Origin of the sequence: Chloroflexus sp., from assembly GCF_034432675.1 — a bacterium.
GTDB lineage: Bacteria > Chloroflexota > Chloroflexia > Chloroflexales > Chloroflexaceae > Chloroflexus.
Map to the genome: position 1 here is coordinate 1 of NZ_DAOUBI010000002.1, position 12,790 is coordinate 12,790.

The following is a 12,790-nucleotide window of genomic DNA, read 5'->3' on the forward strand; positions in this document are numbered from 1 at the left end:
CTGGTAGCGGCGGCAGGATTCGAACCTGCGACCTTCGGGTTATGAGCCCGACGAGCTGCCACTGCTCCACGCCGCGTCAGTGTTTAATACTATAGCAGGGTAGAGTGCCAATGTCAAGAGGTTTTTCGCTACAAAGTGTTGTTGTGCATGCCGAAACCCCGACTCAACTCGCTCTCATTCGTGACCTCTTCCGTGAGTATGCCGCCGGATTGCCAATCGACTTAGCCTATCAAGGTTTTGACACCGAACTGGCAAGTCTTCCTGGGGCTTATGCTCCACCGCGTGGACGGTTGCTGCTGGCTATGGTTGATGAGACCGCAGCCGGCTGCGTAGCGCTACGTCCACTGAGCGATACCATCTGTGAGCTAAAACGCCTCTATGTGCGACCAGCGTTTCGCCACTTGGGATTAGGGCGACATCTGACAAGATATATGCTTAATGAAGCATTTGCCATTGGCTACGAATATATGCGTCTTGATACCCTCCCTTCAATGCACAGTGCAATTCATCTTTACGAGTCGCTCGGTTTTGTGCGCTGTGTACCGTACTATTCGACACCTATCACCGATACGGTCTTTATGGAGCGGTGGCTGGCAGACAGATCTACGAACGGTGAGTAGTCTGTGCGTTGCCAGCCACGGCAATCGAGTTGTTCTTTCCGTTCACCTACCGCACCGAACGGTAACCACCAGCTACTCCTCGCGGTGAAAGTACCAGTTGCCAGAGTTGACTTGCCCGTGCCATAAAGCTACCGGCGCTCATCAGCAGATAGAGACGCCACATTCGGTAGAAGCGCTCGTTGTAACGGGCAGACAATTGTGGCCATGCCCGCTCGAAATTGGTGTGCCAAGCCTTGAGCGTGCTCACGTAGTTGATCCCGAAGTTATGCCAGTCTTCAAGCACAAAGAGACCCTCGAACGCCGCTGTGATCAGGTGTGGCGAGGGCAACATCGAGTTGGGGAAGATGTAGCGCTCAATCCAGGCATCACGGCCCTGGTATGCAACATTGGTGCCAATTGTGTGGAGGAGAAGCAGGCCATCATCGGCCAGACAGTGCCGCACGACCTGCATAAAGGTGCGGTAGTTACGGTAGCCAACATGCTCGAACATGCCAACGGAAATGATGCGATCAAACGTTCCGCGAGTCTGCCGATAATCTTCCAACCTGATCTCAACCGGCAAACCGCGACATCGTTCACTCGCCAGCGCAGCCTGTTCTTTTGATACAGTGATACCGACCACATGTACCCCATAACGCTCAGCCAGATACTGCGCAGTACCTCCCCAACCACAGCCAATGTCGAGCACGCGCATCCCCGGCTGCAGGTCGAGTTTACGGGCAATCAGGTCGAGTTTGGCCTCCTGTGCTTCATCGAGCGTGCGCGCCCCACTATCCCAGTAGGCACAACTGTAAATCATACGCCGGTCAAGCATCGCCTCGTAGAGATCGTTGCCAATATCGTAGTGGTGCTCTCCAATCACGAATGCACCCTTGCCACGCTGCCGATTTATAAACCGACTGTCAAACCAGAGCGGGATGCGTGCCAGCCAGCCGATTGCCTGGGGTGCCTGCACACGCAACAGACGACGAATACACTCGTCAATTGCCTCACAATCCCACCAGCCGTCCATGTACGCTTCGCCCAACCCCAGTGAGCCATGGAGCAGGCAGCGCAGGTATAACCGTTCATCGTGAACCTGAATGTCCCACGGTTGCGTGCCATTGACCGTAATACCGGCAGCAGTAAGCAGTTTGAGCGCATACGACCGTGCCAGTTTGTGAAGTCCGTTGTTCGTTGATCGAGGAGTTTGCGGAGTCGTTGATATTGAAGTCAGTTCATGTTCTGCCATAGGTAATCTCCCTGTCTGAGCCTTGCAAAACAATTGAACACACTTCATAACCTTGCTTGCCGCATATTCACCTAAAATGTTATTTCAACACTTGTCACTCCCTCAAAAGAGCAGTATACTGCTTGCAAAGAAAACGGTTGCACATGTGCAGGTTTACTATTATGAAACAACACGAAGCTCGTTCACATTTGCCACATCAGCTTATCCATGACGTGTACGTGCTGCTCGACGATGGTGACCGGCGGGCATTGTCACACGTCAATTTGACCCCGCTCGAGTTTAATTTGTTGCTCCAGTTAGACCTCGAGCAGGGGCAACGACTGACTGATGTTGGTGCCAAACTGCTCTGTGTTAAGAGCACCATTACGCGGTTGGTGGATCGCCTCGAACGCGACGGTTTGGTCAAGCGCAATCCCGATCCTGATGATCGGCGGGCACAGCGGCTGATCCTGACGCCACGCGGAGCCGCAGTGCGTACCGAAGCGCTGGCAATGCACAATGCGGCTGTCGAACGCCGGATGGGCTTGCTCGATGAGCAGGAACAGGAGCAGTTAACGCAACTACTGCTCAAGCTGCGTGATGGATTGGCCGCCGATCTGGCCGCCCAGCAGACTGTTGAAGCTGAGTCATAATATTTGCCATACATCGTGCGCACCTTTGCCTGGGTCTGAACGGTATCTTTTATAGTACCGCGTTTTTGACAACAGGCAAAGCGATGAATCTGATTCGACTCGCAATCGGTTGGCTGGTCGGGATTGGCTTGGCAGGTTCGTTCAATGTTCCGTTGCCCTGGTGGCTGATTGTGGCTACCGTGGCGCTGGTGGGGTTACCGTTTGACCGCAGCGCTCAACGCTGGCTGGCACTCTCGGTGCTGTGCTGCGCGTTGGGAGGTGTTCGTTTTCATGTTGCTCAACCGCTGATCGGCCCGCAGCATATTGAGCGTTGGGCTGATACTGACCGTCTCACTCTGGTTGGCTATGTAGCAGAGGAACCCCGCCGTGATGATCGGGGTCAGCAACTTGTTCTCGAAGCTACCCATACCCGTACCTCCGAACGGTTCGTTATGACGGAAGGGCGGGTTCTGGTGCGGGTACCGCCCTATCCGCCCTACTATCCAGGCGACCGGCTCTGGCTGGAAGGAGATCTGATCAGGCCGGCTACTACACAGCGGGTAGGGGAATTTGACTACCGGGCCTATCTGGCGCGACGCAATATCTTCGTGCTCATGCATCGTCCCACGGTGATCCGGCAACTCGACAAGCCGGCCACGTATTGGGGGATAAAACAGATCAGTCAGTTCCGTGAACATTGTCGGCAAATTATCTTGCGCCTCTTACCCGAACCCCAGGCAGCGCTGGCAATTGGGATTTTGCTCGGTATTCAAGCCGGGTTACCAGAAACCACCCGCACGGCTTTCGCAGCGACCGGAACATCGCATATTCTGGTTGTTTCAGGCTGGAATTTCAGCATTGCCGCAGCAGCGCTGGCAGCCCTGGCCCGATTGTTGCGCCTGCCGCCCTGGCCCGCCTTCTGGCTGAGTCTGGCAATCATGTGGATATATGCCGGTTTCACCGGTGCTTCAGCAGCCGTTATACGGGCGGCAATGATGGCGAGTCTTGCGCTTTTGGCCCGCACCGCCGAGCGGCAGAGTGAACCCTGGCGCCTGTTGCTGGCTGCATGCTGGCTGTTAACCCTGATCAATCCGCAAACCCTGTGGGATTTAGGCTTCCAGTTGTCGGCGCTAGCTACGGCCAGTCTGTTCGCATTTGGTAAGCCGGTTGATTACTGGCTGGGTGTAATACGCTGGTCATGTCATCCGGTGGTTGATGCGATGCGCGAGGCACTCGGTGCAACCCTGGCTGCCCAGGTCTTGACCCTGCCGCTGATGCTCTACCACTTCGGGAATCTCTCCCTCATCGCTCCGCTGGCCAATATTGTGATCGTACCGGTTGTTCCTTTTGCCATGTTACTCGGTGGTTGTGCTCTTCTCGGTGGTCTGATCTGGCTACCGTTGGGTCAGTGGCTGGCGCTGGGTGCCTGGCTCCCGCTAAGCTGGATCAACAGCGTTGCGATGTTGCTGGCAGAGCCGGCGTGGGCCGTTGTCCGACTCCCGGCGTTTCCTCTCTGGCTATTAATCGTTATGTATGTCGTGATTGGCGGTTCCTGGTGGCGATGGGTACGGGATGATGGGCAGGTAAATGCTGAGGCCGTCAGATCATCCGTGGACTGATACTCATTGCACACTTACGGGAATGAGAGGTTGCTACTCTCAAGGTACGCGACACAGGCATTCCCGCACGCGCCTCCGGTGCGCTCATCAGTGGCGCGGGCTTCCAGCCCGCGTGCAGGCATTCTCGCCACCGCCGTCAGGTGCTGGCCGTGGCCGCTGGTACACAGGCATGAACCTGGTGCAACAACACGCCTACACGCAGGTATCGCATTTATTCCTGACCGACTCGATGATCGAAACAAGCACATCCAGTATCCTCGTGACCAGGATAGGTAACGTTGTGCCATGCGCCGAATTGTAAGCACGGCTGGCGCGGCAGCATGGCTGCCGCACTCCAAACCCTGCGACACGCACATGACGTGCGTGTAAGGCAACCCATCCAGTATGTGACCGCACGGCTGGAGCTGCGCATTGTCACCGGGCCAGTCGCCCAAAACAGCATCCATGGCGATCATACCCGCTGATACACACGTGGTTGATACCAGTTGTAGGTAATGCATTGCCCAGCGAGGGGGTTGAGGGTAGGGGCGTGTCGCATACCTGTGGCATCAGGACCGGTGTACCACACACCTTTCAGGCGCTGTCGTGGTGCGCACACGCTGGCCTCTACTGGGATCACGCGCCTCCTAACCCTACCTCCTATCTCCTATTTCCTACTTCCTCCCTCACCCCTCACAGTATGTTATGATAGAAAAGTAACATTCACAGCAAAATGAGGTGCATTATGGCCCAGATTGCCCCCTACGGTAGTTGGCGCTCGCCAATCTCCGCTGAAATGCTCGTCGCTAGACAAGTGAGTCTGAACTGGCCCGCTATTGATGGCTCTGATATCTATTGGATTGAGGGGCGTCCTCAGGAGGGTGGACGCAATGTTCTGGTACGCCGCACTGCCGATGGTGTGGTCAGCGATGTCACACCACCAGAAACAAATGTACGCACACTGGTACACGAGTATGGCGGAGCCAGCTATACGGTCGATCAGGGCGAGGTGTTTTTTGTCGAATTTCGCGACCAACTGCTGTACCGCCAGCGCCCCGGCGAGATGCCGGTTGCGGTAGGCACTCCTGGTGGGCTACGCCTTGCCGAGATGCAGGTTGATCACCGACGCAACCGCATCATTGCTATTGGCGAAGATCATCGCGGTACCGGCGAAGCCCAGAACTATCTTGTGGCGGTTGATCTGAGTAGTGGCACAATTACTTCTCTCCATACCGGACGTGATTTTGTTGCCGCACCCCGGCTCAGTCCCGATGGCAACTGGCTGGCCTGGTTAGCATGGGACCATCCCAATATGCCCTGGGATGCGGCTGAGCTGTGGGTTGCTCCGATCTTGGAGGATGGCAGTCTCGGTTCGGCTCGTCAACTGGCCGGCGGTGCCGGCGATTCGTGCTTTCAGCCAGAATGGACGACCGACGGTCAGGTGCTGGTCGTCGCCGAGCGAACCGGTTGGTGGAACCTTTATCGGCTCGATCTTGCCGGCAATGTGACACCACTGTACCCGCTCGATGCCGAATTTGGCCAACCACTCTGGCAGCCGGGTATGCGCACCTATGTCCCCTTGGCCGATGGACGGATTCTGGCGACATATTGTCAGCAGAGTCGCTGGCATATGGTCATCATTGAGCGTAATGGTGGTATCCATCCCATCGATCTGCCGGTGTCGGTGATTAACATTGTCAATGGTACCGGTGAGCGTGTGGTATTTACCGGCAGCTCACCAACCACACCAACGACCCTGTTCCTGCTTGACCTGAGCGATCAGACGCTGTCGCCGCTGCGGCGTAGCGGTGAATTGCCGGTTGACCCGGCTTATCTATCTCTGCCAGAGGTCATCAGCTTTCCGAGTGCCGGTGGTCGCACTGCTTACGGCATCTTCTACCCACCGCACAACCCCGATTTTATCGCGCCAGAAGGCGAATTACCGCCCCTGCTGGTTATGATCCACGGCGGGCCAACCGCTGCTGCCCAACCAACCCTCCGCCTATCGATCCAGTACTGGACAAGTCGGGGCATTGGGGTGTTGGATGTGAATTATGGTGGAAGTACCGGCTTTGGTCGCGCTTATCGCGAGCTACTCGATGGGGCGTGGGGGATCGTTGATGTAGAGGATTGTATTGCTGGTGCCCAATTTCTCGCTGCCACCGGGCGGGCTGATCCCAACCGGCTGCTGATCACCGGAGGGAGTGCCGGTGGGTTTACCGTACTGGCCGCACTCGCCTTCCACAAGGTCTTCCGCGCCGGTGCCAGCCACTTCGGCGTGGCCGATCTGGCAGCATTGGCTCGCGACACGCACAAGTTCGAGTCGCGTTATCTCGACCGCCTGGTCGGCCCATACCCTGAGCGCACAGACCTCTACGAGGCACGCTCACCGCTCACTCACGCCGATCAAATTACCAGTCCGGTGATCTTCTTTCAGGGGTTAGAGGATAAGGTTGTTCCACCAGCCCAATCGGAAATGATGTACGAGGCATTACGTTCACGGGGCGTCTACACCGAATATGTCCCCTTCCCCGGCGAACAACACGGTTTTCGCAAGGCCGAAAACATCATCACCGCAATCGAGCGCGAACTGGCCTTCTACGGCAACGTGTTGGGATTCACCCCGGCGCAGTAGCTGACACCTCTCTTGTGCAACCGCAGAGCGAGATGACGGTTTCCTCATCTCGCTCCTCTTCATTGCGAACCGGTTGCGTGCTATACTTAGACCATCAATACATCAGACGTGGGAGTAGAGCCTTGAGTACGGAGCCAGCCGCCTTACTTGAGCGTGCCACAGCTATCGTTACCGCGCAATTAAATGAACTGCGCGATCTATATCACGCTGCGCTGCATCAGCACGAAGACATGCGGCGGCGCGTTCAGCAACTCTCACGCCAGCTTGACGAAGCCGTAATCCAGGAACGATTCGCACGTGAACGCGGCATGTCAACTGTCACGGCAACTGCCCGCGTTAATCAGGTACGAGCGGAACACGCGGCGGCGGTAGCTACCGAAGCCGAATTACGACGGGCTACGCGTCAGCTCGATCAGCTCATTCGTCAGATTGAGATGAGCAGCACAACGTTGACTTGCAATGCCAAAGGTGTCGCTGCCGATCCCTGGGTGCAGGCATTACGTGCTCAGATTATCAAAGGCCGTGAAGAAGAACGTATCCGACTGGCGCGTGAAGTTCACGATGGCCCAGCCCAGGTACTGGCAAATGCGCTGATGGGAGTAGAGGTGTGTCAGAACCTGCTTCAGGAACAACACCTCGACCGGTTAGGCTCAATTTTGAGCCAGTTGGGTGACAGTGTGCGTGAAGGGTTGCGTGAGGTGCGCAGCTTTATCGCCGACCTGCGACCGGGTAAACTCGAAGAGCAAGGACTGGTCGCCGCGCTTCACGAGTATATTCGGCGCTACCGCGACACGGTGAGCAATGCCGTTCACTTTGAAGCCGACCCACTGCCGCGACTACCAGCCGAAGCCGAGATTGTGCTCTACCGCATCGTGCAGGAAGCGCTACAAAATGCCCGCAAACATGCCCGCGGTGCTCCGGTACGGGTTACCCTTACTGCTCGCAACGGCCAGTTACAGCTCATCATCCGAGATGAAGGTCCAGGATTTGATCTGCGCGAAGTAAGCCGACGGGCTGGCCGTGAAAGCTGGGGTCTGACCAGCATGCGCGAGCGTGCCGAACTCATCGGTGCGCAACTGACAGTTACGACCCGTCACGGTGCGGGAACCGAGGTTTATGTGAAAATGCCATTACCTACTGCACGTTAATTCTTGACTTCGTTTCGTTTTACACTATGGAGAAGGCATCGAAGCATGCTACCCGGATTACAGCAAGCGTGGTAGCAACACCGTGTACGTGTATAACAGGGATCAACATTATTAGGGAGTCGTGTGTGACGGCACCGTCAAAAGTAAAAGTATTGATCATTGATGACCATCCGCTCTTCCGTCAGGGTATTCGCTGGAGTCTGGAGAGTGCTCACGATATTGAGGTCGTAGGGGAAGCCGAGAACGGTCAGGAAGCGATCAAGCTGACCGAACGGCTCTTTCCCGATGTCGTCCTGGTTGATATTAATCTGCCCGGTTTGAATGGTCTGGAAGTCGCCCGTGTCATCAAGCGACGTGAACCGCGTACCAGCATTATTGTGTTGAGTGTTTACGAAGATGAAGAGCAACTCTTTCAGGCTATCAAGGTTGGCGCAGCAGCCTTCACCTCAAAAGACATCAGCCCTGAAGAGCTTGTTCACATGATTCGCGAGGTGGTGCGCGGTCGCTACCTGATCAATGACGCTGTTCTGGCCCATCCCAACGTCGCTGCACGGGTGCTACACCAGTTTCGCGAACTGGCGGCAACCGATGAAGAGGACGGTGCAAGTCTGTTTGCGCCGCTTACATCACGTGAGATCGAAATTCTTGACTGTATTGCCCGTGGTCTCTCAAACAAAGAGATCGCCAGCGAACTAAGCATTAGTAGTCAGACGGTGAAGAACCACATTACCTCCATCCTTGCCAAACTCCAGGTCAATGATCGCACGATGGCAGTGATTGTTGCGATCAAGAAGGGATGGATCAAAATGGGGCATTCGCAATCGTCTGAGGAGTGATGATGGTACTAGGGTTGATCGTTGAGTTGGTGCGCTGCTCGATGTCGATTGGAAGAACGTCTATTTTGCCCGAATTCAGGATTTACAGATGCCCCTAGACGAACCTGAAAAGGAAGGACGGGTGTTTATCGTTGCCGGCAAGTAGCGTTCTCTGCTGAAAGACCGTCCAATTGGTGCACGATATGTAGTAGGATGTCGTCGTGCACGTTTCATTCATCCGCAGCGTGATCTGTTGCAATTACTCCAGAAAGGCCACATGACAGTTTCGCAACCCCAGGGCTTTCTCGCCGTCCCAACCACCGGAAACGGACCTGGCGTATTGGTGCTGCATGCCTGGTGGGGGTTAAATGACACCATCAAGATGTACTGCACACAACTTGCCGGGGCCGGTTTCGTAGCCTTCGCCCCAGACCTTTATCACGGTAAAGTTACCGACAATATCGCCGAGGCCGAAGCTCTTGCCCAGGCGCTCGACGTCAACCATCGTCAGGTCAGGGCCGAGATCGTCCAGGCAACGCGGTTTCTTAGCGAACAAGCCGACAAAGTTACCCGTGGCCTGGCAGTGATTGGCTTCTCACTCGGTGCTTACTACGCGCTTGATCTTTCCGCTACTTGCCCAGAATACATTCGTTCCGTCGTCCTCTTCTATGGCACCGGTCTCGCCGATTTCAGTAACTCAAAGGCGGCCTATCTCGGTCACTTTGCCGCGAATGACCCATTTGAACCGCAAGCCAGCATCGACAGCCTGGAGGATGCCCTCAAGCAGGCTGGCCGTCCGGTGACGTTCTATCATTACAGTGGCACCGGACACTGGTTCTGTGAACCCGATCGCGAGCAGGCATACAATCCGGCGGCAGCAAGGCTAGCTTGGGAGCGGACACTTCATTTCATAGAGCGTGGCAATGATCGTTAAGCCACTATCGGCGCCTATCCACACCATCCGTATGCGGTCAACCGGGTTCGTTGTCGCGCGTATCCAGCTCTAGTAGTTGCGGAAGTTATACTGCCCCACGCTAACCGTACAACACAGCTACCCTGAACGCAGAAGAGATACTATCCGGCAGCGTGTCCTCGCTCTGGAATGGGAGAAACCCACCCTGGACTGTTTACAACCTCCAGCAGAGACGGGTTGGGATGTGGGCGTGCTCCCGCCCCCGCAGGGGGTGGGGTGGGGTGGGGGCGTACCGTATACCATCTCCGGTAACGGCGAACGTATTGCACGCTATCCAAACCACGAGCAGACTACCTGATCGTGGTATACTAAAATACTGAACGCAAAAACGCACTTGAGAACACTATGCTGGATGCCGATAATCTCGCCGCTTTGACAGTTGCCGAACTAGTTGCGCACGTTCGTGAATTGCGCAACGCCAATGCTCAATTGCGTCGCCAGTTACACCCGGCTGGCCCGCCGCTGGCTGCTCACGCGCTGACGGAAGAGCTGATACGGCAGACTGCCTTGCTCACCCGGTTGGGAATTGAATTTCGCGAAGATCTCGAACCGACAACACTCCTCCAGCAAGCCCTGCAAACGATCACGCTCCATCTGCCCGCCGATGAAGCGACTGCGATCCTTGTCGGTGCTGACCAGATGCCTGCCCATGCCCTGACGGTCTCGCTTGGCGCACCGCGCCTGCTGCCCCACGAGCGTGCCACCGAACTGCTCAAACACGGAAGTGCAGGCTGGGCGTTGCGTCATGGCAGCAGCATCGTGCTGCTTGATCTCGCCAATGAGGCACAGCGGTTTCATTTGCGAGAATTGCAGAGTGGCGGCAGCCTGATTGCGACGCCGATCCATCAATCGGCGGCTACTGCCGGCGTGTTGCTTATTTATCGTCTGGCAACGCACGCCTTTAGCAGCCATGATCTGATCCTGATCGAAAGCATCGCCGCTCAACTTGGGGTTGCCCTCGGTGCAGCTCGTCTCTACCAGCAATATCGCCTTCGCCAACAACACATCTTAACCTTGCTCGATTTCGGTCAGTCGTCTGGTGCCAACCTCTCACCCGGTGACGTAGCCGCTCGTTGTCACACTATCGCGACTGAAACTTTCGCTGCCCGCTGGGGTCTGCTCTTTCTGCGGTCTTCCCCACAGAGTCAGCCCGAATGGATTGCGCCAACCAATCTGTCGTTAGATGTACCGGTTGCCGCCGCCAGTGGTGCCGCACAACTGACAACCGAGAGTCAGAGTGTGGTGACAATAGCTATCACTGATGATCAGACCTGCATCGCTCTCCCCTTGCTCCACGACGGCAATGCCATTGGGAGTCTGGCATTGGGCTATACCAGTGCGCAATCACAGCCTTCCGCGATAGACTGGAAACTGCTGGAACTCTTTGCCCGTCAGGCTGCTACCGTGTGTGCGACGCTTCAACTGGTCTCTCGTCTGCGTGAACAGACCCAGTTACTGGAAGGGTTGATCGCCGAACGCACCAATCAATTGCAGCGCTCACGCGATTTGCTCCGCATCGTTTTTGATAGTCTGCCCGAAGGGGTTGCCTTGCTTGATGAAACGGAGCGGCTGGTGGCGGCCAATACGGTCTTCGCCAGTCAGATCGTCGGGCGGCATCCGCGCGACTTGGTCGGCAAAACCTATGCTCACCTGCTCCGCATGCTCGAACGGGCCGCCCCGACCACTATCGAATTACTCGCCGACACCCAAAAGGAACGTCGCCGACTCCGCCTGCGCCAGGTCTTTCCCGAAGGTGAACGGTCGTATATTGTCGAACGCATGGAGATACTGCCCTCATATGGTCAGCCGGCATCACGGCTGGAATTCTGGCGGCGTGAACAGTAATCGTTTTCTGATCTGATAACGTGTAAACAATGCCATACTTGCATACCACGCCTAACGGCATCCGCGTTTTAATCGAAGAACTGCCACACACCCATTCGGTTGCAATTGGTTGCTTCATCGACATCGGTGCGCGCTACGAATCGGCAGAACTGGCCGGTGCTGCCCACTTCATTGAACATATGCTCTTCAAGGGGGCCGGTGCCTATCCAACTGCCCATGCGATCTCGCTGGCAATTGAGGGGATTGGTGGTTATCTTAACGCTTCCACCGGCTACGAGACAACTGTTTTTCATGCGAAAGTTGCCGCTATCCATTTCCAACGAGCACTGCACGTGTTGAGCGAGATGGTGCAACGGCCACTCTTCGATGCTACCGAATTAGAAAAAGAGCGACGAGTGATTATCGAAGAGATTCGCGGCATCCAGGATAATCCTACCGAGCTTGTCCACGAATTGTTGCAACACACGATGTGGGGTGATCATCCGTTTGGCCGCGATATTGCCGGGAGTATTGCTACCGTCAGCGCCATTGCCCGCCACGAGCTGTTGCGATTTTTCGCTCAGGGGTATCACGCCGGGAATCTGGTCGTATCGGTCGCCGGCAAGATTGTTGCCGAAGAGGCCATTCCCGCCATCGAACGTGCCTTTGCCGATCTCCCTGCCGCGCAGCATCCGGCAGCAATTGCTGCACCACCCTTACCGCACCAGCCCAAACTCAACCTGCTCACACGTGACATCGAACAAGGAAACTTTTGTCTTGGCATGCCCGGCGTCTCGTACCGCGATCCCGATCGCCGGGCGGTGCATGCGCTCGACGCCCTGCTCGGCGGTGGTATGTCGTCGCGCCTGTTTCAGACGATCCGTGAAGAACACGGCCTCAGCTACAACATAGGTTCTTATCACAACGAATTTTCTGATACCGGTATGTGGGTTATTTATGCTGGGGTGGAGCCGGATGCATTGCGTGACGCAGTGGCAATGACCCGCGCTATAGTACGCGATGTGGCCGAAAACGGCCCTACAGAGCAAGAGCTGGCAACCGTGAAAGAACAGCTCAAGGGCAGTTTGTTACTCTCGCTCGAAGATACCTGGTCGATTGCCTCGCGCAACGCTACCAGTCTGCTGCGTTATCAAACGGTGTCGCCGGTTGAACAGATTATTGCCGAGATTGATGCGTTGAGTTTAGCCGATCTCCAGCGTGCTGCCCGCCGGTTACTCACTGCCAATCAACAGTGGCTGGCAGTTGTTGGCCCATACAGCGACGAAGATCAGGCCGATTTACAGATATTGCTGGAAGAGTGAGGTTGCACGGTGA

General features: G+C 55.9%; 10 protein-coding genes and 1 tRNA gene. 9 read left to right on the forward strand and 2 right to left on the reverse strand.

What is annotated here, in order from left to right; all coding sequences use genetic code 11:
• Nucleotide 1 precedes the first annotated feature (1 nt).
• Nucleotides 2-76: transfer RNA gene (locus VAE55_RS00495), tRNA-Met, on the reverse strand.
• A gap of 34 nt (nt 77-110) precedes the next feature.
• Here VAE55_RS00495 and VAE55_RS00500 point away from each other — a divergent pair.
• On the forward strand, nt 111-620 hold the full coding sequence (locus VAE55_RS00500; protein WP_416181152.1) for a GNAT family N-acetyltransferase: 510 nt from the start codon (nt 111-113) through the stop codon (nt 618-620).
• A 46-nt stretch (nt 621-666) separates the two neighbouring features.
• On the opposite strand, the gene cfa is transcribed toward VAE55_RS00500, so the two are convergent.
• Nucleotides 667-1,851 carry a cyclopropane fatty acyl phospholipid synthase gene (gene cfa / locus VAE55_RS00505; protein ID WP_322813869.1) on the reverse strand — a complete coding sequence of 395 codons (1,185 nt, stop codon included), beginning with the start codon at nt 1,849-1,851 and terminating at the stop codon, nt 667-669.
• 161 nt (nt 1,852-2,012) lie between these two features.
• On the opposite strand from cfa, the gene VAE55_RS00510 reads away from it, so the two are divergent.
• The 8 genes from VAE55_RS00510 to VAE55_RS00545 all read left to right on the forward strand — a co-directional run bounded on the left by VAE55_RS00510 (nt 2,013) and on the right by VAE55_RS00545 (nt 12,777).
• Nucleotides 2,013-2,483, forward strand: a complete 471-nt coding sequence (locus VAE55_RS00510; protein WP_322813870.1) for a MarR family winged helix-turn-helix transcriptional regulator — start codon at nt 2,013-2,015, stop codon at nt 2,481-2,483.
• 83 nt (nt 2,484-2,566) lie between these two features.
• Nucleotides 2,567-4,081: a ComEC/Rec2 family competence protein gene (locus VAE55_RS00515; protein WP_322813871.1), complete on the forward strand. Its 1,515-nt coding sequence runs from the start codon at nt 2,567-2,569 to the stop codon at nt 4,079-4,081.
• Nucleotides 4,082-4,805: 724 nt separating this feature from the next.
• Nucleotides 4,806-6,695 (forward strand): S9 family peptidase, encoded by a 1,890-nt coding sequence (locus tag VAE55_RS00520; RefSeq protein ID WP_322813872.1) that lies wholly within the window; start codon nt 4,806-4,808, stop codon nt 6,693-6,695.
• Between the two features lie 122 nt (nt 6,696-6,817).
• Nucleotides 6,818-7,843: a sensor histidine kinase gene (locus tag VAE55_RS00525; protein ID WP_322813873.1), complete on the forward strand. Its 1,026-nt coding sequence runs from the start codon at nt 6,818-6,820 to the stop codon at nt 7,841-7,843.
• Nucleotides 7,844-7,968: 125 nt separating this feature from the next.
• A complete protein-coding gene (locus tag VAE55_RS00530) occupies nt 7,969-8,679 on the forward strand; it encodes a response regulator transcription factor (protein ID WP_322813874.1) in 711 nt (236 codons plus the stop codon).
• A 256-nt stretch (nt 8,680-8,935) separates the two neighbouring features.
• Entirely contained in the window at nt 8,936-9,592 is a 657-nt protein-coding gene (locus VAE55_RS00535) for a dienelactone hydrolase family protein (RefSeq protein WP_322813875.1), read from the forward strand.
• 384 nt (nt 9,593-9,976) lie between these two features.
• Nucleotides 9,977-11,476, forward strand: a complete 1,500-nt coding sequence (locus tag VAE55_RS00540; RefSeq protein WP_322813876.1) for a GAF domain-containing protein — start codon at nt 9,977-9,979, stop codon at nt 11,474-11,476.
• Between the two features lie 29 nt (nt 11,477-11,505).
• Entirely contained in the window at nt 11,506-12,777 is a 1,272-nt protein-coding gene (locus tag VAE55_RS00545) for a pitrilysin family protein (RefSeq protein WP_322813877.1), read from the forward strand.
• Nucleotides 12,778-12,790: the final 13 nt, after the last annotated feature.